This window comes from Streptomyces sp. NPDC038135, from assembly GCF_055601245.1.
Genome location: NZ_JBVJXS010000001.1, coordinates 436,482 through 458,491, shown reverse-complemented (window position 1 = coordinate 458,491; position 22,010 = coordinate 436,482). Strand labels below are relative to the sequence as shown.

20 protein-coding genes are annotated in these 22,010 nt (G+C 72.7%); 10 read left to right on the top strand and 10 right to left on the bottom strand.

From position 1 onward, the window contains the following. Positions 1-17 precede the first annotated feature (17 nt). The 3 genes from ACZ7JA_RS02145 to ACZ7JA_RS02135 all read left to right on the top strand — a co-directional run bounded on the left by ACZ7JA_RS02145 (position 18) and on the right by ACZ7JA_RS02135 (position 5,781). Positions 18-1,487, top strand: a complete 1,470-nt coding sequence (locus ACZ7JA_RS02145; protein WP_404024243.1) for an ABC transporter permease — start codon at positions 18-20, stop codon at positions 1,485-1,487. 68 nt (positions 1,488-1,555) lie between these two features. Continuing rightward, entirely contained in the window at positions 1,556-2,239 is a 684-nt protein-coding gene (locus ACZ7JA_RS02140; protein WP_389303871.1) for an ABC transporter ATP-binding protein, read from the top strand. A gap of 302 nt (positions 2,240-2,541) precedes the next feature. After that, complete coding sequence (locus ACZ7JA_RS02135; protein ID WP_470806863.1) at positions 2,542-5,781, top strand: S8 family peptidase; 3,240 nt, start codon at positions 2,542-2,544, stop codon at positions 5,779-5,781. 87 nt (positions 5,782-5,868) lie between these two features. On the opposite strand, the gene ACZ7JA_RS02130 is transcribed toward ACZ7JA_RS02135, so the two are convergent. Beyond that, complete coding sequence (locus ACZ7JA_RS02130; RefSeq protein ID WP_470806862.1) at positions 5,869-6,765, bottom strand: helix-turn-helix domain-containing protein; 897 nt, start codon at positions 6,763-6,765, stop codon at positions 5,869-5,871. Positions 6,766-6,943: 178 nt separating this feature from the next. Here ACZ7JA_RS02130 and ACZ7JA_RS02125 point away from each other — a divergent pair, with 178 nt between their 5' ends. Then, positions 6,944-7,984, top strand: coding sequence for an NAD(P)-dependent alcohol dehydrogenase (locus ACZ7JA_RS02125; protein ID WP_351671537.1), 1,041 nt, complete (start codon positions 6,944-6,946; stop codon positions 7,982-7,984). A 181-nt stretch (positions 7,985-8,165) separates the two neighbouring features. Here ACZ7JA_RS02125 and ACZ7JA_RS02120 read toward each other — a convergent pair whose 3' ends face one another. The 4 genes from ACZ7JA_RS02120 to ACZ7JA_RS02105 all read right to left on the bottom strand — a co-directional run bounded on the left by ACZ7JA_RS02120 (position 8,166) and on the right by ACZ7JA_RS02105 (position 13,342). Continuing rightward, positions 8,166-8,903 carry a hypothetical protein gene (locus ACZ7JA_RS02120; RefSeq protein ID WP_470806861.1) on the bottom strand — a complete coding sequence of 246 codons (738 nt, stop codon included), beginning with the start codon at positions 8,901-8,903 and terminating at the stop codon, positions 8,166-8,168. 108 nt (positions 8,904-9,011) lie between these two features. Beyond that, entirely contained in the window at positions 9,012-10,121 is a 1,110-nt protein-coding gene (locus tag ACZ7JA_RS02115; RefSeq protein WP_470806859.1) for a hypothetical protein, read from the bottom strand. A gap of 190 nt (positions 10,122-10,311) precedes the next feature. Then, entirely contained in the window at positions 10,312-11,961 is a 1,650-nt protein-coding gene (locus ACZ7JA_RS02110) for a M48 family metalloprotease (RefSeq protein WP_470806858.1), read from the bottom strand. Between the two features lie 262 nt (positions 11,962-12,223). Beyond that, positions 12,224-13,342 (bottom strand): hypothetical protein, encoded by a 1,119-nt coding sequence (locus tag ACZ7JA_RS02105; RefSeq protein WP_470806857.1) that lies wholly within the window; start codon positions 13,340-13,342, stop codon positions 12,224-12,226. A 154-nt stretch (positions 13,343-13,496) separates the two neighbouring features. On the opposite strand from ACZ7JA_RS02105, the gene ACZ7JA_RS02100 reads away from it, so the two are divergent. After that, complete coding sequence (locus ACZ7JA_RS02100) at positions 13,497-14,651, top strand: cystathionine gamma-synthase (RefSeq protein ID WP_351671555.1); 1,155 nt, start codon at positions 13,497-13,499, stop codon at positions 14,649-14,651. A 91-nt stretch (positions 14,652-14,742) separates the two neighbouring features. Here the strand turns inward: ACZ7JA_RS02100 and ACZ7JA_RS02095 are convergent, their stop codons facing one another. From ACZ7JA_RS02095 to ACZ7JA_RS02085, 3 genes are all read right to left on the bottom strand, one after another. Beyond that, complete coding sequence (locus tag ACZ7JA_RS02095) at positions 14,743-14,991, bottom strand: hypothetical protein (protein ID WP_470806853.1); 249 nt, start codon at positions 14,989-14,991, stop codon at positions 14,743-14,745. Positions 14,992-15,016: 25 nt separating this feature from the next. Further along, positions 15,017-15,520, bottom strand: coding sequence for a sigma factor-like helix-turn-helix DNA-binding protein (locus tag ACZ7JA_RS02090; RefSeq protein WP_351671561.1), 504 nt, complete (start codon positions 15,518-15,520; stop codon positions 15,017-15,019). A gap of 132 nt (positions 15,521-15,652) precedes the next feature. Beyond that, positions 15,653-16,153 (bottom strand): MarR family winged helix-turn-helix transcriptional regulator, encoded by a 501-nt coding sequence (locus tag ACZ7JA_RS02085; RefSeq protein WP_351671624.1) that lies wholly within the window; start codon positions 16,151-16,153, stop codon positions 15,653-15,655. 162 nt (positions 16,154-16,315) lie between these two features. On the opposite strand from ACZ7JA_RS02085, the gene ilvA reads away from it, so the two are divergent. The 3 genes from ilvA (at position 16,316) to ACZ7JA_RS02070 (ending at position 19,658) form a co-directional block, all read left to right on the top strand. Further along, positions 16,316-17,545 carry a threonine ammonia-lyase gene (gene ilvA, locus ACZ7JA_RS02080; RefSeq protein ID WP_351671564.1) on the top strand — a complete coding sequence of 410 codons (1,230 nt, stop codon included), beginning with the start codon at positions 16,316-16,318 and terminating at the stop codon, positions 17,543-17,545. A gap of 233 nt (positions 17,546-17,778) precedes the next feature. Further along, on the top strand, positions 17,779-18,810 hold the full coding sequence (locus tag ACZ7JA_RS02075) for an ATP-binding cassette domain-containing protein (protein ID WP_404024216.1): 1,032 nt from the start codon (positions 17,779-17,781) through the stop codon (positions 18,808-18,810). Further along, on the top strand, positions 18,807-19,658 hold the full coding sequence (locus tag ACZ7JA_RS02070; RefSeq protein ID WP_351671570.1) for an ABC transporter permease: 852 nt from the start codon (positions 18,807-18,809) through the stop codon (positions 19,656-19,658). Before ACZ7JA_RS02075 ends, ACZ7JA_RS02070 begins: the two co-directional genes overlap by 4 nt. 81 nt (positions 19,659-19,739) lie before the next feature. On the opposite strand, the gene greA is transcribed toward ACZ7JA_RS02070, so the two are convergent. Beyond that, on the bottom strand, positions 19,740-20,240 hold the full coding sequence (gene greA, locus ACZ7JA_RS02065) for a transcription elongation factor GreA (protein WP_199211759.1): 501 nt from the start codon (positions 20,238-20,240) through the stop codon (positions 19,740-19,742). 161 nt (positions 20,241-20,401) lie between these two features. Next, entirely contained in the window at positions 20,402-20,800 is a 399-nt protein-coding gene (locus ACZ7JA_RS02060) for a DUF4307 domain-containing protein (RefSeq protein WP_351671574.1), read from the bottom strand. Between the two features lie 121 nt (positions 20,801-20,921). Between ACZ7JA_RS02060 and mca the strand changes: the two genes are divergently transcribed. Both mca and ACZ7JA_RS02050 read left to right on the top strand, forming a co-directional pair. Continuing rightward, positions 20,922-21,782, top strand: a complete 861-nt coding sequence (gene mca, locus ACZ7JA_RS02055; protein ID WP_351671627.1) for a mycothiol conjugate amidase Mca — start codon at positions 20,922-20,924, stop codon at positions 21,780-21,782. Further along, complete coding sequence (locus tag ACZ7JA_RS02050; protein ID WP_351671577.1) at positions 21,775-22,008, top strand: hypothetical protein; 234 nt, start codon at positions 21,775-21,777, stop codon at positions 22,006-22,008. The genes mca and ACZ7JA_RS02050 overlap by 8 nt, the downstream gene beginning before the upstream one ends. Positions 22,009-22,010 lie beyond the last annotated feature (2 nt).

Sequence of the window (22,010 nt, the reverse complement as noted above, 5' to 3'; positions counted from 1 at the left end):
GCTTCTAGCTTGCGGGCATGTTCTTCACCTACCTGAGGCGCGAACTGCGCCGCCGCAGAAAGGCGGCCCTCGTCGTCGCCTCCGGTCTCGCGCTCGGGATCGCGCTCGTCATCGTGGTCGCCTCGGTGTCCAGCGGCATGGGAAAGGCCCAGGACAAGGTCCTGCAGTCGCTGTACGGGCTGGGCACGGACATGACCGTCACCAAGGCCGCGTCGGCGTCCACCGGCGACGCGCAGCGTCCGCGCTTCCGGTTCGACGCGCAGGACGACGACTCCACGTCGCAGAGCAGCGACCGGGTCATGGTGCAGGGCTTCACCACCCTCGCCTCCTCGACCGTCGCCAAGGTCGCGGACCAGCAGGGGGTCTCCTCGGCCGTCGGCGGCCTCAGCCTCAACGTGGTGAAGGTGAACGGCCAGTTCACCCGCGGCCGGTTCCAGCAGGACGGCGGCACGTCGCAGGGCGGGCCCGGCGGCGCCGAGGGCGGCCGGCCGCAGGGCGAGGTCCGCGGCGGCGGCGCCGACTTCGACATCAACCAGTACACCGTCTTCGGCACCGACGTCACCCGGACCGCGCTCGGCCCGCTGACCTCCTCGAAGATCACCAGCGGCCGCACCTTCGAGACCACCGAGACCGACGCCCGGGTCGCCGTGGCCGACTCGGCCTACGCCAAGTCGAAGAAGTACAAGGTCGGTTCGACCGTCACCGTCAAGGGCGTCAAGTTCACGGTGATCGGCATCGCCACCGCGGACAGCGGTGACGCGGCGGCCGACCTGTACGTCCCGCTGAAGCGGGCGCAGACCCTCGCCGGCGAGAAGGACAAGATCACCACGATCTACGTCAAGGCCACCGACTCCCAGCGGATCGACCCGGTCAAGAGCGCCATCCAGAAGAACGTCCCGGGCACCACCGTCACGACCTCCGCCGACCTGGCCGAGACCGTCTCCGGCTCGCTGTCCACCGCCTCCTCGCTCGCCACCAAGGTCGGCAAGTGGCTGTCGATCGCGGTGCTCGTGGCCGCGTTCCTGGTGGCCGGGCTGCTCACCTCCTCCGCGGTCTCCCGCCGGGTGCGCGAGTTCGGCACGCTGAAGGCCCTGGGCTGGAAGTCCGGCCGGGTGACCCGGCAGGTGGTCGGCGAGGCCGTCGTCAACGGCCTGGTCGGCGGTGTCCTCGGCATCGCGCTCGGCCTCGCGGGCGCCTACACCGTGACGGCGGTCAGCCCCAGCCTGCAGGCGCAGATCGGCGGCGGCACGGGCGGCGCGGGCCTCGGCGGCGGGCCCGCCGGCGGACCGGGCGGCGGCGGTGGCTTCGCCGGCCCCGGGCGGCAGGCCGCCAAGACCCTCGAGGTGGCCCTCACGGCCCCGGTCGGCGTCACCACGATCGTCCTGGCGGTGGGCCTCGCGGTGGCGGGCGGCCTGATCGCGGGCGCGTTCGGCGGCTGGCGGGCCTCGCGGCTGCGTCCGGCCGACGCGCTGCGGCGCGTGGAGTAGCGGCCCGCCCGCACGAAGGCGCGGCGCTCGACGGCGCGCACCATCCGAACGCCCCCTCAGGAGCCCCCATGTACGAACTCAAGGCTGTCACCAAGCGCTACACGAGAGGCAAGGAGACCGTCCACGCCCTCGACGGCATCGACCTGACCATCCCCGACGGCGACCGGCTGGTCATCCAGGGTCCCACCGGCGGCGGCAAGTCCACCCTCCTGCAGATGCTCGGCGGCCTGGACCGCCCCACCTCCGGCGAGGTGGTCCTGGACGGCACCGACCTGGCCAGGCTCTCCGAGGCCCGGCTGACCCGGGTCCGCAGCGAGAACATCGGCTTCGTCTTCCAGTCCTTCAACCTGATCCCCACCCTCACCGCGCAGGAGAACGTGGAGACCGCCCTGGTCCCGCTCGGGGTGAAGGCGAAGGAGCGGCGCGAACGGGCGGCCGAGGCCCTGGAATCCGTCGGCCTCGGCGAGCGGCTGGCCCATCTGCCCTCGGAGATGTCCGGCGGCCAGCAGCAGCGCGTGGCCATCGCCCGCGCCCTCGTCAAGCGCCCCAAGGTGCTGCTCGCCGACGAGCCGACCGGCAACCTCGACGAGGGCACGCGCGACGAGATCATGGACGTGCTCGAACGCCTGTGGAAGGAGCACGGGCTGACCTTCGTCATGGTCACCCACGACTCCGCGATCGCGAGGAAGGCCCCGCGGCTGGCCACCCTCCGCAAGGGGAGGATCACCGTCAAGGAGAACGCGGGCGCCTGACGGCACATAACTCCCCTTTACCGTACGGGACTTCGCGGTTGTGTAACGGTGTCCCGCCCGGCGCGTAACAGTTCCGGGCGGGGCATTCCCGTCCCGTTTCCCGCTCTTGAGACGTCTGATCGCCCCCGCCATACTGCGTGATCCGGGGGGATCGGCGTGCAGGTGTACGAATCTTCCCCCGGCCGGGTGAACGGGGAATTCGCCCGGTACCTCATCTCCAGGGGGAGATCTTGCGCAGACAAGTGAAAAGAGCAGCTGCGGCCACCTTGGCCGGTGCCGCGGCCGTCGCCCTCGCAGCGGGTATGACCAGCCCCGCGTCGGCGAAGCCCGGCCGGAACACCCAGACCGCCGCCTCCTCGTCCACGGCCCGGCAGCACCTCACCCTGATCACCGGTGACCGCGTCACCCTCGACGGCAGGGGCCGGGTCGTCGGCCTGCAGCGGGCGAAGGGGCGCGAGCACGTACCGTTCCAGGTCCGCCGGGCCCGCGGACACACCCTCGTCGTCCCGGCCGACGCGGCCCGCCTGGTCGCCGACGGCACGCTCGACCAGCGGCTGTTCGACGTCACCGAACTGAACCGCGCGGCCACCCGCACGTCCCAGAAGAACGGCCTGAAGGTCATCGTCGGCTACCGCGGCACCGCCGCCGCCCGGACCGACGTCCGCGACGCGGGTCACCTCCGCCGCAGCCTCAAGGCGCTGAACGCGGACGCCGTACAGGCCCCGGCCCGAAAGGCCGGCGGGCTGTGGGACGCGATCACCGACGGCGACCGCGCCGCCTCCGGCATCGCGCACGTCTGGCTCGACGGCGTCCGCCACGTCACCCTGGACAAGTCCGTGCCGCAGATCGGCGCCCCCGTCGCGTGGGCCGCCGGCTACACCGGCAAGGGCGTGAAGGTCGCCGTCCTGGACACCGGGGTGGACGCCGGACACCCGGACCTCAGCACCCAGGTGGTCGAGTCCAAGAACTTCACGGCGGCCGCCGACGCCACCGACCACTTCGGGCACGGCACGCACGTCGCGTCCATCGTGGCGGGCACCGGCGCCAAGTCGGGCGGCAAGTACAAGGGGGTCGCGCCGGACGCCGAGATCCTCAACGGCAAGGTCCTCGACGACTCCGGCTCCGGCGACGACTCCGGCATCCTCGCCGGCATGGAGTGGGCGGCCGCGCAGGGCGCCTCCGTCGTCAACCTCAGCCTGGGCGGCTACGACACCCCCGAGGTGGACCCGCTCGAGGCCGAGGTCGACAAGCTGTCCGCCGAGAAGGGCATCCTGTTCGCGATCGCCGCGGGCAACGAGGGCCCGCAGTCCATCGGTTCACCGGGCAGCGCGGACGCCGCGCTCACCGTCGGCGCCGTCGACAAGAAGGACAGGCTGGCGGACTTCTCCTCCACCGGCCCGCGCACCGGCGACGGCGCCATCAAGCCGGACGTCACCGCGCCCGGAGTCGACATCACCGCCGCGGCGGCCAAGGGCAGCGTCATCGACCAGGAGGTCGGCGAGAAGCCCGAGGGCTACCTGACCATCTCCGGCACCTCGATGGCCACCCCGCACGTCGCCGGCGCCGCCGCGATCCTGAAGCAGGAGCACCCCGACTGGGGCTACGCCGAGCTGAAGGGCGCGCTCACCGGCTCCGCCAAGGGCGGCAAGTACACCCCCTTCGAGCAGGGTTCGGGCCGGATCGCGGTCGACCGGGCGATCGAGCAGTCCGTCGTCGCCGAGCCCGTCTCGGTCGGCTTCGGCGTCCAGGCCTGGCCGCACACCGACGACAAGCCGGTCACCAAGCAGCTGACCTACCGCAACCTCGGCGGCGAGGCCGTCACCCTCGACCTGAGCAGCACCGCCACCGACCCCAGGGGCCACGCCGCCCCGGCGGGCTTCTTCAAGCTCGCCGCGACCACGGTGACCGTGCCGGCGCACGGCACGGCCTCGGTCGGACTCACCGCCGACACCAGGCTCGGCGGCACCGTCGACGGCGCCTACTCCGCGTACGTGACCGCGACCGGCGGCGGGCAGAGCGTCCGCACCGCCGCCGCGGTGCAGCGCGAGGTGGAGTCGTACGACCTGACCCTGAGGTTCGTCGGCCGCGACGGCAGGCCGGCCCCGTACTACAGCGCCGGTCTGACCGGAGTGTCGGGCCTGGCCGACGGCCAGTCCCTGGACCCGTACGACAAGTCCGGCACGGTGAAGGTGCGCGTGCCGAAGGGCGGCTACATCCTCGACAGCGGTGTCTTCGTCGACCCGGCGAACGCCGCCAAGGGCATCGACTGGATCGTCCAGCCGAAGCTGACCGTCGCCGGCAAGCGGACGGTCGTCGTCGACGCGCGCAGGGCCAGGCCGGTGGACATCACCGTGCCGGCCTCCCACGTCCGGTCCGAGTTCGCCTTGGCGCAGTTCGACGTCACCGCCGGCGACGGCCAGTACGGCTACGGCTGGCTGCTCGACTCGTACAAGAACTTCCGCACCGCGGCCCTGGGCCCGCGACCCGCCTCCGGCACCCTGTTCCAGCAGTGGGACGGCCACTGGTCCAAGGGCGCGACGGAGGGGTACGACATCACCTCGGGCGGCCCGGTCGCGCAGTTCGCCACCGGCTACACCAAGCACTACAAGGCGAGCGACCTGGCCACGGTCAAGGTCCGGATGGGCGCCCCGGCGAGCGGCAAGACGGGGTCCGTGGGCGCGGCGGGGTGGCTGACCGGCAGCAGCATCGGCTCCTCCGTCAGCCTCCCGCAGAAGCTGCCCGGCACCCGCACCCTGCACCTGTCCGCCAAGGGCGGCGTGCGGTGGCAGTTCGACTTCGAGCAGGACGGCGGGGTCGACGAGGACGGCTTCCCGGTCACCGAGGCCGCCTACTCCTCGGAGCAGCAGTCGTTCAGGGCGGGCAGCACGTACACCAGAACCGTCAACACCGCGGTCTTCGCCCCGCACGTCGGCGCCGACCTCGGTGTCTTCCGGGACGGCGACGAGATCTACGGCGTGCTGCCGCTGTTCGCCGACGGCTCCGGGGACACCGGGTACTCGGCGTTCTCCTCGGTCCGCACGACTCTGTACCGCGACGGCGTGAAGGTCGGCTCCAACGACGACCCGCTGCTCGGCGGCGAGACCTTCAAGGTCCCGGCCGGTGACGCCGCCTACCGGCTGACCACGTCGGTCCGGCGCCCGGCCACGGTCGCCAAGGCCTCCTCGCGGATCGACGCGAGCTGGACCTTCCGCTCGAAGAAGCGGGCCGGCGTCACCGTGAAACTCCCCGTCTCCACGCTCCACTTCGGTGCGCGGACCGGCCTGGACAGCCGCGTCGAGGCCGGGAAGAAGGTCACCTTCCCGGTCACCGTCGAGGGCGCGGCCGCGGGCCGCGGCCTGAAGTCCCTGAAGGTGTACGTCTCCTACGACGGGAAGACCTTCAAGCGGACCGAGGTCCGCGACGGCAGGATCACCGTGAAGAACCCGGCGAAGAACAGGTCCGTCTCGTTCCGCGCCAGGATCACCGACAAGAAGGGCAACACGTCGCTGATCACCGTCCACGACGCCTACTACGGCAGGTGAGCGGCGGGCAGCGGCGGCGCGTGTGCTGAACGGGGGCGTGCCGGACATGTTCCGGCACGCCCTTCGCCGTGCCGCCGTGCCGCCGGGTCAGGCCGACGGAACTCCGCGGGCCGCGTCCGCGCCCCAGCTCGCCAGCAGCCGCAGGGACTGCGCCGACGGGGAGTCCGGCTCGGCGTGGTAGGTGAGCAGCGCCTGGTCGTGGTCGTCCGCCAGCCGGAACGTCTCGAAGCTGAGGGACAGCTCACCCACCAGCGGATGGCGCAGGCGCTTGACGCCGTAGCTCTTCTCCTTGACGTCGTGCGTCGCCCACAGCCGGCGGAACTCCGCGCTCTTCACCGACAGTTCGCCGACCAGGGCGGACAGCCGGGGGTCGTCCGGGTAGCAGCCCGCGTCCATGCGCAGGGCGCAGACGATGTCGATCGCCTTCTGCTCCCAGTCGACGAACAGGTCCCGGTAGTCCGGGCGCAGGAACACCATCCGCGCCCAGTTGCGCTCGGCGGGCGCGAGCTCCGCCCAGTCGCCGAAGACCGCGGCCGCCATCCGGTTCCAGGCGAGCACCTCCGTGCGCCGGCCGACCACGTACGCCGGGACGGCCTCCATCGAGTCCAGCAGCCGGCGCAGCGCCGCCCGCACCTGCTGCTGCCGTACCGCCGGCTTCTTCTTGTGCGCCGCCGGCTTGGCCAGGTGGGTCAGATGGGCGTGCTCGGCGTCCGTCAGGCGCAGCGCCCGCGCGATCGAGTCCAGCACCTCCGCCGAGACGTTCCGGCCGTTGCCCTGCTCCAGCCGCGTGTAGTACGCCACCGACACCCCGGCGAGCTGGGCCAGCTCCTCGCGGCGCAGCCCCGGCACCCTGCGGCGCCGGCCGAAGTCGGGCAGCCCCACGTCCTCCGGCTTCAGCCGGGCCCGCCGGCTGCGCAGGAACTCGCTCAGCTCGGCCCACCGGTCCAGGGGCGGTCCCGCGGCCGCTTCCGGTTCGACATCCATACGGCAAGTATCCGTGGTGCCGCGTGGCCGTACGCGGACAAGCCTGACCCCGCCAGTGGTAGGCACGGTGGTCGTACGCAAAAGCGGACCTGGGTGAGCCGCGGGACATGGGGCACGCTGGAAGACGTGCCCCGGCCGGAAGGCGACCGGGCACCGAGAGTCCGCTAGGAGATCCCCCATGACCACTGTTGCCGCGTATGCCGCGCCCGCCGCGAAGGCTCCGCTGGAGCGGACCACCATCGAGCGGCGTCCGGTCGGCGAGTCCGACGTCCTGATCGACATCAAGTTCGCCGGCATCTGCCACTCCGACATCCACCAGGCACGTGAGGGCTGGGGCGAGGCGATCTTCCCGATGGTCCCCGGTCACGAGATCGCGGGCGTCGTGTCCGAGGTCGGGCCCGGCGTCACGAAGTTCGCCGTGGGCGACCGGGTGGGCGTCGGCTGCATGGTCGACTCCTGCCGCGAGTGCGACAACTGCAAGGCCGGACTGCAGCAGTACTGCGACCGCGGCCCGACCTGGACCTACAACTCCGTCGGCAAGGACGGCGAGCCGACCTACGGCGGCTACTCCGAGAAGATCGTCGTCGACGAGAACTACGTCGTCCGCGTCCCCGACGGCCTCTCCCTGGACGTGGCCGCCCCGCTGCTGTGCGCCGGCATCACCACGTACTCGCCGCTCAAGCGCTGGAACGCGGGCCCGGGCAAGCGGGTCGCCGTCGTCGGCCTCGGCGGCCTCGGCCACATGGGCGTCAAGATCGCGCACGCGATGGGCGCCGAGGTCACCGTGCTGTCCCAGACCCTGCGCAAGAAGGACGACGGCCTGCGGCTGGGCGCCGACCACTACTACGCCACCGGCGACCCGGCGACCTTCGAGGACCTGAAGGGCACCTTCGACATCATCCTCAACACCGTCTCGGCCCCGATGGACTTCGGCGCCTACCTCTCGCTGCTGCGCACCGGCGGCTCGATGGTGAACGTCGGCCTGCCCGAGGAGCCGGTCCACGTGGCCCTGTCCTCGCTCTTCGGCAACCTGCGCAACCTGACCACCTCCAACATCGGGGGCATCCCCGAGACCCAGGAGATGCTGGACTTCTGCGCGGAGCACGGCCTGGGTGCCGAGATCGAGCTGATCGGCGCGGCCGAGATCAACGAGGCTTACGAGCGCGTCGTGTCCAGCGACGTCCGCTACCGCTTCGTCATCGACACCGCCACCATCTGACGGGCTCGCCACCGCACTGTCCGACGGGCTCGACACCGTCACCCTCCGACGGGCCGGCGAACGGTCCGGCTGACAGGCCCTGTGACCGGGCCGACCCACCGGTTCGGAGCACCGGCCGGCGTGCCGAGCGAGCGCGCCGGCCGGTTCCGCCGGTCACCCTGGCCCGGTCGGCCCGCCCGCCTCAGGCGACGTCGAAGCCCTCCCCGTCGGCGTACGACCGCACGGTCACCGCGCCGTCCGCGCCGGGCCGTACGACATGGGCCCGCCCGCGCCCCGCGACCCGGGCGGCCGGGCCGGCCACCTCCACCACGGTGTTCTCGTCGACGGCGACGCCGTAGGGCGCCTCGCCCCGCCCCACCGCCGCGACCAGCCGCGCCAGCGTCCCCCACTGGGCGGCGTGCACGTCCACGGCGAACGGTACGAGACCCAGACCCGGCCGCACCGCGACCTCCTCCAGGTCCTCCGCCGTGTCCTCCGGGCACACGGGGACCCCGTTCACGAGCCATCCGCCGACCACCGCCCGCCGGGCCGCGACGGCGGCGCCCGCGGAGAAGCCCGCGTACGGCGTTCCGCGTTCGGCGAGCAGCCGCGGCAGCCGGTCCGCGCAGCCGGCGAACGCCTCCTGGTAGGCGGGCGTCAGCCCGCCGCACACCAGCAGCCCGTCGGCGCCGTCCAGCGCCTCCTCCGGCTCGAACCGCCCACCGAGCGGCACGAGCGCCGGCACGGGTTCGCACCCGGCCCCGCTCCGGCCCAGCGCCAGCGCGAACCGCTCGAACTGCTCCTGCCCGTCCCCCTCGTCCACGACGACACAGGCGATCCGCGGCACACCGCCCGCGCGCTCGGCGGCCGCCCGCAGGAACGGCGCGTACACCTCCGCGCGCTCCCATCCGCCACCGATCAGAAACGTACGACCGCCCATCCGGCCCCTCCCCTTCACACGCCCTCACATCGGCGCTGGTCCTTGTGCGAGGGGCGAATGTACGGGACCGGGGCCGGTGCCGTCGCCCGAAAAAAACCGCTGCCGGGATCAGCCGGTGGCCGTCACCCGCTGGGCCACCGTGTTCCGCACCTGGCAGAAGTGGCGCGCCATGCCGTCGCCGCGGTAGCGCCAGGGCAGCGCGTTGACATGGCCGTCGACCAGCTTGAACTGCTCCAGCGCCGCCTCGTCGCGGTCCTGGAGGTGGAGGTAGAACGCCAGCAGGTGACGCAGCTCGGGCAGGCGCGGGTGGGCCGGGTCGGCGGCCGCGGCGTCGGCGAGCGCCGCCTCCACCCGGGCCAGCATCCGCGGGGTGTTGTCGGCCGCGGTGTCCTCCGAGTCGTCGTGCTCGAAGTGCGCGATGAGCGGGAGCGCCGTCAGCAGGCTGCCGGCCGGCGCCTCGGCCGCCGCCCGCTCGGCGAAGTCGAAGGCCAGCCGCTCGGAGCCGCGCCACTTGGCGCACCAGTACTGCAGCGCCGAGAAGTGCGCCTCGTAGTGGTGCGGCGCCCGGGTGGTGATCTGCGCCCAGAGCTTCTCCATCTCGGCGTTCGGGTAACCGAGCCCTAGCGCCACCCAGATCTCCGCGATGTACGGCGTCGGGTCGTCGGGGTTCAGCGCGGCGGCTCGCGCGATCTCCTCGCGGGCGCCGCGCAGCGTCCGGTGGAAGCCTTCGGCCTGCTCCCGCGTCGTGTGCTCGCCCGTCCTGGCGCCGCGCAGCTTCCAGGCGAGGATCACCGTGCTGCGCGCCCGGACCACGGCCGCGTCGGGGTCGTCGGGGCGGGCCGTCTCCCAGGCCAGCAGCCACTCGTCCTCCTCGGCCGCGCGCTCGGCGAGGAGGTATGCGGCCGCTGAACGGCGCTCCCAGTCCCGGCCGATGCCGTTCAGCAGCTCGGCGGCCGGCCGCCAGTCGCCGGCCCGGACCGCGGTGAGCGCCGCCGCCCAGTCCGCGGGCAGCGGGGCGGCGTGCTCGGTGTCCTGCCGCTCGACGGGCAGCAGTCCGAGCCGCTCGGCGGTCTTGGCGGCCTCGGCCGCCTCCGCGGCCTCGGCGTCGTCGTCGGGGCTGGGGGAGAAGAACTCCTTCAGGAAGACCCAGGCCAGCCAGAGTGCGAAGAGCACCGCGGGGGCGGCCAGGATGCCGAGGATCCAGAGCAGGACGGTCATGGTGGGGTGCGGTCCGTTCGTCAGGGGACGGCGTTGGGGTGCTGGTGCTGGTGCTGGTGCTGGTGCTGGTGCTGGTGCTGGTGCCGGTGTCGGGTGGCGGGTGCCGGTGCCTGGCGCCGGCTCGGACCCGGGGAGTCGGTGCCGGGCCGGCGGGGCGTGGTCGTGCGGCGGCGGGCGGCGGGCCCGCGGCTCACACGGCCGGCGTCGCCGCCGGGGGCAGCAGGGCCCGCAGCGGGGCGGTGTCGGGGCGGTCGGCGAGTGCCGCGTTCACGGCCGCCTCCAGCGCGGCCTCGGGCCCGCCGTCCGTGGCGTCGTGCGGGGCGTCGTGCGGGACCGGGCCGGTCAGCCGCGCGGCGGCCGCACGCGACCAGGAGAACTCCCAGCTCAACTGCGAACGGGCGCTGAACTCGGCCAGCACCATCGTCCGCAGCGACGAGCGCAGCCGCGGCCGCACGAACTCCCGGAAGACCCGGCCCTTCGCCGCGGCCGCCTCGTCGGACAGCGGCAGCCGCTCCGCCAGCCGCCACAGCCGGCCGTCGTCGACGACGTCCAGCAGCGCGGACAGCGTGGCCGGCTGCCCGGTGTACTCGTCGAGCGCCCGGTGCAGCGGGGTGCGCACGGCGGACATGTTCCGGACCATGGCGGCGTCCAGCAGTTCCTGCCACGCGGCGGCGCGCGGGTAGCCGAGGATCTCGTCCGCCAGCACGGCGTCCTCCAGCGCGGCCAGGGTCTTCTCCGCGTCGGTGAGCAGGGCGAGCGCCGGGCCGCCGGCCTCCGCCGCGCGTCCGTCGTCGGGCAGCGCCTCGATCCGGCGCACGCGTTCGGCGATCGGCGGGTGGGAGTCGTACGGCGAGGCCGGCATCGCGGGCAGCTCCGGCCGCGGCTCCGCCGGCTCCTGCGCGCGGGCCGCGAGCAGCCGGGCGAAGCCGCCGAAGAACTCGCCGCGCGGCGGCAGCAGCCGCACCGGCAGACCGAGGGTGGCGTACGAGTCGAGGTAGAAGTCGTGGGAGGCCGACAGGGCGGGGATCTCGCGCAGGGCCGAGGCGATCGCGTCCCGCCCGGCGATCCGGGCGGCGGCCCGGTCGGCCGCGTACTCCTGGGCGCGGGCGGTGGACAGGGAGGCGCGCAGATAGAGGTTGCCGTACAGCGTGTAGACCGACGCCATCATCCGGTACGTCACCCCGGCCCCGGCGGTGTCGACCTCCTTGGCCTTCTTGCCCTTGGCGACCCGCTTGGCGGCGGCCTTCTCCTGGCGCCCGCGCTCGGCGGCCACCTTGCCGTCCGCCTTCTCGCGGAAGTGCTCGATGACCCGGGCGATCTGCACCCGGCCGCGCACCACGAGCGCGGACAGGCGGGTGTCACCGCCGGTGTAGTGGCCGTACTCGTGGGCGAGCACACCGCGCAGCTGGGCTTCCGTCAGGCCGGTCAGCAGCGGGACGCCCAGACAGAGCAGGCGCGGGCCGGGCCGCAGGCCGAGCAGCCGCGCGTCCTCGCTGACGGCCGCGTTGACGTCGGCCGTCAGCACGATCGTGTCGGGGGCCCGGGTGCCGGTTGCCGCGGCCAGCTCCCGCACCAGCGCCCACAGCCGGGGTTCGTCCGCCTCGGTGACCTTGACGCCGGGCGGTCTCTCGCCCCTGGGCGTGCGCAGCATGAACATGCCGCGCACGACGGGCACGGCGAGCAGCACCGAGACCGCGACGATCTTGATGCCGGCGGGGCCGTGCACCCAGGTGACCACGGCCGCGTCGGCGCCGGCCAGCGCCGCGAGCAGCAGCAGGCTCAGCAGGTAGAAGCCGCACAGCAGAACGAGAGCGCGCAGCGCGCGCAGAGTTGCGCCCATCGGGCAGATCCCCCCACAGGACCCGGAGAAAGGAACAGGCCGGCGGGCGCCGCCGGGCGGTGCTGCCGGTGAGTGTGGGGGGACTCGGAGCAGACGTCGAGCGGGCTCGGGACGGCCTACGGCCTCCGGGGTACGCCCGGAGCGGCGCCGGGCAAAGCGCGAGCAAAGCCGGAGCAAGCGGAGTATGCCCTACCGGAGATCAGCGCGGCAATCCCCGCCCTGACCTGTGCGGACCGGTGCGCACAGGTAACGGCCGGGAAGGTCAGCCGGGCAGGCCCGCCGGGCTGCCCCCGGCCGCCTCGTAGCCGGCCACCGCCAGCGCGCGGTGGGCGGCGAAGGCGGCGGCCGGGTCGGCGGACAGGGTCCAGGGCAGCGCGCCGACATGGCCGTCGACGTGCGCGAGCTGGTCCATGGCCTCCGGCCAGCGCTCGGCCCGTACCAGGAAGAACAGCAGCAGATGGCGGACGTGGGCGAGCACCGGGTCGTCCGGGCGGGCGGTGTGCACCGCGTGCAGCGCGCCCTGGATCGCCCGGGTGACCACCTCGCTCTGGTAGAAGCTGCGGACCAGGTTGACCTCGGGGAGGTGCTCGAAGACCGCGAAGAGCGGCAGCGCGGCCAGCAGCGAGCCCTCCGGGGCGCGGGCCGCGGCGTTCTCCGCGAAGGCGTACGCCTCCTCGCGCGAACCGTGCCACTTCTCGCACCAGTAGTGCAGGGCCGCCAGGTGCGCGCCCATGTGGTGCGGGGCGCGCTCGACGACGTCCAGCCACAGCTTCTCGAACTCGGGCCGCGGACAGCCCAGGCCCCGGGCGGCGGACAGCTCGACGATGTACGGGACCGGGTCGCCGGGCGCGAGCAGCGCCGCCTCGCCGCAGGCCTGCCGGGCCTCCTCCATGATGATCCGGAAGTCGTCCGTGCCCGGCGCGGACGTCCGCCACGCCTGCTGCACCAGGAACTCGGCGTGCACGGCCGCGCCGCCGGCGTCCTTGGGCCGCTCCGCCCGCCACACTCTCAGCCACTGCCCGCCGGGCGTCTCGTGCACCCCGCCCGGCCGCTCGGCCAGCTCCAGTGCGGCCGCGCCGGCGAAGGCCTGGACCCGCTGCCAGCGCGCCTCGCCCTCCGCCTCGGTTCCGGCCAGCATCTCGGCGGCCGCGCGGTAGTCCCCGGTGCGCCGGACCACGTCCAGCACGTCCAGCAGGTCCTTGTCCGGGCCGGGCATCCGCACGTCCAGCTCCTCCTCGGGCACGAAGCCGTAGGCCGCCGCACGCGCGGGGTCGGGCAGGCCGGCCGGGCCCCGCCCCGCCGCCCCGCGCCTGCGCCGCATGACCGGGAGCAGCACGAAGGACAGCAGGACCAGCGCCATGAGCAGCCAGAGAGTCGCCATGCCCCAAGCGAACCAGACCTCGCCGACAATTGGCCAACCCCGCCCGCCGGACCTGTGGAAAACCCGCTCTCGGCGCCGCCGGCGCCCGGGGGCCGTACGCTCCCCGAGCCCGTCGGACGCCACCATCCGGCCAAGCGCACTACGCTCGGTGCACATGAGCGACAGGCACATCAGTCAGCACTTCGAGACCCTCGCGATCCACGCGGGCAACACCGCGGATCCCCTCACCGGCGCGGTCGTCCCGCCGATCTACCAGGTCTCGACCTACAAGCAGGACGGCGTGGGCGGCCTGCGCGGCGGCTACGAGTACAGCCGCAGCGCCAACCCGACCAGGACCGCCCTCGAGGAGAACCTCGCCGCGCTGGAGGGCGGCCGGCGAGGACTCGCGTTCGCTTCCGGCCTGGCGGCCGAGGACACCCTGCTGCGTACGCTGCTCAGCCCCGGCGACCACGTGGTGATCCCCAACGACGCCTACGGCGGCACCTTCCGCCTCTTCGCCAAGGTCGTCACCCGCTGGGGCGTGGAGTGGTCCGTCGCCGACACCAGCGACCCGGCCGCCGTGCGGGCCGCGATGACGCCGAAGACCAAGGTGGTCTGGGTGGAGACCCCCTCCAACCCGCTGCTCGGCATCACCGACATCGCCGCCGTCGCCCAGGTCGCCCACGACGCGGGCGCCCGGCTCGTCGTCGACAACACCTTCGCCACGCCCTACCTCCAGCAGCCGCTGTCGCTCGGGGCCGACGTCGTCGTGCACTCGCTGACCAAGTACATGGGCGGCCACTCGGACGTGGTCGGCGGCGCCCTGATCGCCTCCGACCAGACGCTGGGCGAGGAGCTGGCGTACCACCAGAACGCCATGGGCGCCGTCGCCGGCCCCTTCGACTCCTGGCTGGTGCTGCGCGGCGCCAAGACCCTCGCGGTGCGCATGGACCGGCACAGCGAGAACGCCACGAAGATCGCCGACATGCTCACCCGGCACGCGCGCGTGAGCAGCGTGCTCTACCCGGGCCTGCCCGAGCACCCCGGGCACGAGGTGGCCGCCAAGCAGATGAAGGCGTTCGGCGGCATGATCTCGTTCCGGGTCCAGGGTGGCGAGGAGGCCGCCGTCGAGGTGTGCAACCGCGCCAAGGTCTTCACCCTCGGCGAGTCGCTCGGCGGCGTGGAGTCGCTGATCGAGCACCCGGGCCGGATGACCCACGCCTCCACGGCCGGCTCCGCCCTGGAGGTCCCGGCCGACCTGGTGCGCCTGTCCGTCGGTATCGAGAACGTCGACGACCTGCTCGAGGACCTGCAGCAGGCCCTCGGCTGACAGCAGGCCCCCGGCCGGCAGCGGGCTCCCGGCCGGCAGTGGGCCGGGCGCGGGCGCGGTCCGTACGCCGGTACGGACCGCCCCGACCCCTTCACCAGCCGGTGAGCGGTGGAGTCGTCTGCGACGGCGGCTCCACCCAGGGCTGCGTCCGCACCGCCCACACGGTGAACGCCACCGCCGCCGCGCACAGCAGCAGCAACAGCAGCCGGCGCGCGAGCAGCCGGCGCCGGAGCAGACGTTCGCCGCGGCGGACCGCCTCGGCGTGCAGACCGGGCGGCACCGGCACCACCGCCCGCTCCATGATCCGCCGCACGGCGGCCTCCCGCTGGGGGCGGTTCACCGGGGCCTCCCGGCCGCCGGCCGCCTCATGACGGCGCCGCCCTCGCGCCCACCGCGGGCCGCGCCGCCTCGCGCGCCGGATGCAGCACGGTTGCCGTCGCCCGGTCGCAGATGGTGTGCACCCGCTCGACGGGCAGGCCCAGCAAAGCCGCCGTCTGCTCCTCCGCGACCCCCTCGAACATCCGCAGCACCAGGATCAGCCGTTCCTGCGGCGCCAGCTCGGCGAGCGGGCTGCGCGGATGCGGGCGGGCCCGGCCGGGGGCGCCGTAGTGCCGCCATGCCTCGTGGGCGAAGCGGGTGGCCAGGTACTGGCGGGCGCACACGTAGGGGTCCTCGCCGCGCAGCCGGTCCCAGCGGGCGTAGGTGTGGGCCAGCGCCGGCGCCAGCAGCCGCCGCGCGCGCGGGCCGTCGTCCGGTGCCTCTCCGGTGAGCAGGGTGGCGGCGTGCAGCAGCCGCCCCGCCGCGCCGGCGACGAACGCCTCGAACTCCCGGGTCCGGCGGGCGTCGCGGGATGCCCGCTGATCACGCACCGCGCCTCCCCCCTGAGGGCGTCCTGTCCGGTACGGGACGGGCGCACCGCGCACCACGCAGGACCTGGTCTCATATGAGGCCAGTGGCGGCCCGGGGTCAAGACTCGGGACCGCACCCGTCCGGGGCGCGTGTCAGGAGGCGGGTGTCTGCTCGGCGCCCGGCTGGACCGCCATCCGGGAGGAGAGCGCGGTATTGAAGCGCGTGAGGAGCGCGCAGAACTGCTCGCGCTCCTCCGGCGCCCAGTCGTGTGTCAGGTCGGCCATCAACTGACGCCTCGACGAACGCACTTCCTCCAGCCGGGTGGCCCCGCGCGGGGACAGCTGGAGCACCACCGCGCGCCCGTCCTCCGGGTGCGAGGTGCGCTTGACGAGACCCGTGTCGACCAGCGGGGCGACCTGCCGGGTGACCGTGGAGGAGTCGATCCCCATGCTCGCGGCGAGCGCCTTGACGCCCATCGGGCCCTCGGTGTCCAGGCGGTTGAGCAGCAGGTAGGCGGCGCGGTCCATGGTGTTGCGCACCTGCCCGACGCCGCCGAGCCGGGTCTGTTCGGCACGCCGGGCGAACACCGCCACCTCGTGCTGCAGGGTGTCGAGGAGACCGGTGTCACCGACGGTCGTCATGTCCATCGACATTTCAGGTGTTGTGGGCATGGCCGGAGGCTCGCTTCATGAGGGCTGCTGGGTTGGGGGACAGGGTACGCGGCCCGGGCGCGGGCCGTACCGGCGCTGCGCAAACCCGGTCTCGGAGCTTGGTCACACCCGTCACGCTCGAGCGTGAACTGCGAGACTCGAGTCATGAGCTACCGCACGGCAGGCTCCTTGCGCTCCGTCACCCTCGACGACGTGCGCGGAGCCCAGAAGATGCTCTCGGGCGTGGCACGGACGACCGCGATGGAGAGCAGCCGGCACCTGTCCCAGCTGGTCGGCGCGCCGGTGCACCTGAAGTGCGAGAACCTGCAGCGAACGGGGTCGTTCAAGCTGCGCGGCGCCTACGTCCGGATCGCCGGGCTGCTGCCGGAGGAGCGGGCCGCGGGGGTGGTGGCGGCGAGCGCCGGCAACCACGCGCAGGGCGTGGCCCTGGCCTCCTCCCTGCTCGGTGTGCACGCGACCGTCTTCATGCCGCAGGGCGCCCCGCTGCCCAAGATCAGCGCGACCCGGGAGTACGGCGCCGAGGTGAGGCTGCACGGTCAGGTGGTCGACGAGACCCTGGCCGCCGCCCAGGAGTACGCGGCGACGACGGGCGCGGTGTTCATCCACCCCTTCGACCACCCCGACGTCATCGCCGGCCAGGGCACGGTCGGCCTGGAGATCCTGGAGCAGTGCCCGGAGGTGCGCACGATCGTCGTCGGCATCGGCGGCGGCGGGCTCGCGGCCGGCATCGCGGTCGCGGTGAAGGCGCTGCGGCCGGAGGTCCGGATCGTCGGTGTGCAGGCGGAGGGCGCGGCGGCCTATCCGCCCTCGCTCGCCGCCGGCCGTCCGGTGTCGGTGCTGAACCCGACGACGATGGCCGACGGCATCAAGGTGGGCCGGCCCGGGCCGGTTCCGTTCGAGATCGTCGGCGACCTGGTGGACGAGGTCCGCACGGTCAGCGAGGACCAGTTGTCGGCCGCGCTGCTGCTGTGCCTGGAGCGCGCCAAGCTGGTCGTCGAGCCGGCCGGGGCCAGCCCGGTCGCCGCCCTGCTGGCCGAGCCCGGCGCCTTCCCCGGCCCGGTCGTCGCCGTGCTGTCCGGTGGGAACGTCGACCCGGTGCTGCTCCAGCGGGTGCTGCGGCACGGCATGGCCGCCCAGGGCCGCTACCTGGCGGTCCGGCTGCGGCTGACGGACCGCCCCGGCGCCCTCGCGACGCTCCTCGGGGTGCTGTCCGCGGCCGACGCCAACGTCCTCGACGTGAGCCACGTGCGGACCGACCCCCGGCTCGGACTCACGGAGGTGGAGGTGGAGCTGCACCTCGAGACGAAGGGCCCGGCGCACTGCGTCGAGGTCGGCCAGGCCCTGCGGCAGGCGGGCTACACGGTCATCGACTGAGCCGCCCGGCCTGGCCGCGGGAGGCGGTGTCACTCGTACGGGGCAATCCATTGGTAGACGCGATACATCGCGTTATGGTTTGTGGTGCCGCTCCCCAGTCGGTGCCGTGCCTCCGGCGGAGACGACGCCGGGACGGAGGACGCCGGGTGAAAACCGCTGATGGAAAACCGAAGGCGGCGGCGAGCACGCGAACCTAGCCTTTCCGAAGCATCCCCGACGACGTGGAGACCCACATGCCAGGCGCCATCTATGCCGAAGGCCTGGTCAAGACCTTCGGCGACGTAAGGGCACTGGACGGCGTAGACCTCGATGTCCCCGAGGGCACCGTCCTCGGCCTGCTCGGGCCGAACGGCGCCGGCAAGACGACAGCGGTCCGCTGCCTGACGACACTGCTGCGGCCCGACAGCGGACGGGCCGTCGTGGCGGGCGTGGACGTCCTCAAGGACCCCGACGCCGTACGCCGCTCCATCGGCCTGTCCGGACAGTTCGCCGCGGTCGACGAGTACCTGACCGGCCGGGAGAACCTGCAGATGGTCGGCCAGCTCTACCAGATGAGGGCGAAGGCGGCCCGGCAGCGCGCGGTCGAGCTGCTGGAGCAGTTCCACCTCACGGACGCCGCCGACCGCCCCGCCAAGACCTACTCCGGGGGCATGCGCCGCCGGCTCGACCTCGCGGCCGCCCTGGTGGTCTCGCCGCCCGTGATGTTCATGGACGAGCCGACCACCGGCCTGGACCCGCGCAACCGGCAGCAGCTCTGGGAGGTCATCAAGCAGCTCGTCTCCGGCGGCACGACCCTGCTGCTGACCACGCAGTACCTGGAGGAGGCCGACCACCTCGCCCACGACATAGCGGTCGTCGACCACGGCCGGGTCATCGCCAAGGGCACCTCCGACCAGCTCAAGGCCCGCACCGGCGGCGAGCGCGTCGAGGTCGTCGTGCACGAGCGCGAGCACATCGCCACCGCCGCCGAGGTGCTGCGCGGCTTCGGCAAGGGCGACACCACGGTCGAGGAGCACACCCGCAAGCTCACGGTGCCCGTCACCGGCGGCGCCAAGCTGCTGGCCGAGGTCATCCGGGAGCTGGACGGCCGCGGGATCGAGATGGACGACATCGGACTGCGCCGCCCCACCCTCGACGACGTCTTCCTCTCCCTCACCGGACACGTGGCCGAGGCAGAGGAGTCCGCCGGGAACGACCGGTCCGGCAGGACCGGCAAGGGCAGCAAGGGCAGCAAGGGCGCCAAGGGCGAGGAGACCGTGAAATGAGTGCAGTGACCGAAGCCGCGCCCCTCGCGGCCCCGGGAAACCCCGTCGGCCGGTCCGTCCGCGACTCGCTGATCGTCGCCAAGCGCAATTTGATCCGCATGTGCCGGATCCCCGAGATGGTCATCTTCGGGCTGATCCAGCCGATCATGTTCGTGGTGCTGTTCACCTACGTGTTCGGCGGTTCGATCCAGGTCGGCGGGTCCAGCTCCACGCAGGCCTACCGCGAGTTCCTGATGGCGGGCATCTTCGCGCAGACCGTCACGTTCGCCACCGCCGGCGCGGGCGCGGGCATCGCCGACGACATGCACAAGGGCCTCATCGACCGCTTCCGCTCCCTGCCCATGGCGCGCGGCGCGGTGCTGACCGGCCGGACCCTCGCGGACCTGGTCCAGACGGCGCTCACCCTGCTGGTCCTCGCCGTGGTGGCGGTGCTGGTCGGCTGGCGCACGCACGAGAACCTCGGCAAGGTGCTCGCCGGATTCGGCCTGCTCCTGCTGCTCGGGTACGCCTTCTCCTGGATCGGCGCGCTCATCGGCCTCTCCGTGCGCACTCCCGAGGCGGCCACCTCGGGCGGTCTGATCTGGCTGTTTCCGCTGACGTTCATCTCGAACGCGTTCGTCGACGCCAACCAGATGCCGGACTTCCTGAGACACATCGCCGAGTGGAACCCGTTCAGCGCCACCGTGCAGGCGTGCCGCGAGCTGTTCGGCAACCTGCCCCCGGGCTTCCAGACGCCGGACGCCTGGCCCATGCAGCACCCCGTCTGGGCCTCGCTGATCTGGTCCGTGCTGATCACCGTGGCCTTCCGCACGCTCGCGGTCCGCAAGTACCGCTCGGCCACCGCCTGACGGCGGCCGCCGCGTGCGGGCATGAAGACGCCCCCGGTGTCCTCGGACGCCGGGGGCGCGACATGAAACTGGTCCGGCGGCTCAGCCCGAGTACGGCTCGGCCTTCAGGATCCGCACGGAGGCCTTCTTGCCGTTCGGCAGCTCGTACTCCGCGTCCTCGCCGACCTTGTGGCCGATGACGCCGGCGCCGAGCGGCGACTGCGGCGAGTACGTCTCGACATCGGCGCTCGCGTACTCGCGGGAGGCGAGCAGGAACGTCATCGTGTCGTCCTCGTCACCGTCGAAGGCGATCGTGACGACCATGCCGGGCGCCACGGCGCCGTCCGCGGAGGCCGGCGCCTCGCCGACCTGGGCGTTCTCCAGGAGCTGGGTCAGCTGGCGCACACGGAGCTCCTGCTTGCCCTGCTCCTCCTTGGCAGCGTGGTACCCGCCGTTCTCGCGCAGGTCGCCCTCCTCGCGCGCGGCCGCGATCTTGGCGGCGATCTCCGTGCGCGCAGGACCAGTAAGGTACGCAAGCTCGTCCTTGAGCTTGTTGTACGCCTCCTGGGTCAGCCAGGTGACGTTCTCGCTGGTCTGGGTCACAGGGTGCTCCTCGTCGGTACTGGGAAATACAAAGCATCGCCCTACCCAGAAGAATGTTCCCTCTTGGATGGGCGAAACCACGAGCCTAACAATTCAATGGCGGAAGGGGGAGGACATAAGCCATCAGAATCACATCGACGCAGGTCACGGCCTGCGCATGGTCAGCCGGCGTGGCAGCCGAGCAGTTCGGCCGTCGTGCCCCTGGCCGTCGTACGCAGCGTGACGACCTTGTCGATGCGCGTGTCCGGTCCGGTGAAGCGGAAGTCCGCCCGCCCCACCTCGGCGCCGTCGTCCGACTGGGAGCGCAGGGTGCAGTAGCCGGAGGCGCCGGAGTCCTTGTGCACCTCGAGGTGCACCCGGACCGCGTCGTCGGAGGCCTTGAAGGTGATCACCTGGGCGCTGATCTCGTTCTGCGCGATGTAGTGGTAGGCGAAGTAGCCGATCAGTGCGAGAAGGGCCGCACCCAGCACCGATCCGGCGATCCTGAGCCTGCGGTCGGCACGGTCGTCCGACGAGCGGCCGTAGCGGCCCTCGGGCGGCCGCGTGCTCGCCGTGCTCATGATCGTCCCTCCGCGGAATTAAACGTCCCCCGATTCCGTCACTATAGAAGCCTGCGATTGCGCCGAAGACACGGGGCGCCGACTTACCGAGGATTGAGTCTTGACTGACCAGCTGCGACTGATGGCCGTTCACGCGCACCCCGACGACGAGTCGAGCAAGGGCGCGGCCACCATGGCGAAGTACGTGGCCGAGGGGGTGGACGTGCTGGTGGTGACCTGCACCGGCGGCGAGCGCGGGTCCATCCTCAACCCCAAGCTGCAGGGTGACGCCTACATCGAGGCGAACATCCACGAGGTGCGCAGGAAGGAGATGGACGAGGCCCGGGAGATCCTCGGCGTCCGGCAGGAGTGGCTGGGCTTCGTCGACTCCGGCCTGCCCGAGGGCGACCCGCTGCCGCCGCTGCCCGACGGCTGCTTCGCCCTGGAGGACGTCGACAAGGCGGCCGGCGAGCTCGTGAAGCAGATCCGCTCCTTCCGCCCGCAGGTGATCACCACCTACGACGAGAACGGCGGCTACCCGCATCCCGACCACATCATGACGCACAAGATCTCGATGGTGGCGTTCGAGGGCGCGGCGGACGCCGAGAAGTACCCCGAGGCCGAGTACGGCCCGGTCCACCAGCCGCAGAAGCTCTACTACAACCAGGGCTTCAACCGCCCCCGCACCGAGGCGCTGCACCACGCGATGCTCGACCGCGGCCTGGAGTCGCCGTACGGGGACTGGCTGAAGCGCTGGGAGCAGTCCGAGCGCGTCGAGCGCACGCTGACCACGCACGTCCCGTGCGCCGACTTCTTCGAGGTCCGCGACAAGGCGCTGATCGCCCACGCCACCCAGATCGACCCCGACGGCGGCTGGTTCCGGGTGCCGATGGACCTGCAGAAGGAGGTCTGGCCGACGGAGGAGTACGAGCTGGCGAAGTCTCTCGTCGACACCTCCCTCCCCGAGGACGACCTCTTCGCGGGCATCCGGGACAATGCCTGACATGAGCGCAAGCCTGGCACTGACGCACCTCGTCCCCCTCGCCAAGGAGGTCGACGAGAACAAGGTCACCCCCGGCGTCCTCGGCTTCATCGTGTTCGCGGTGATGGCCGTGGCCGTGTGGGGCCTGATGAAGTCGATGAGCAAGCAGATGCAGAAGGTCGACTTCAAGGAGGCCCCCGAGGCCGGGGCCGAGGAGAAGCCCGAAGCCAAGACGCCGCAGGGCTGACC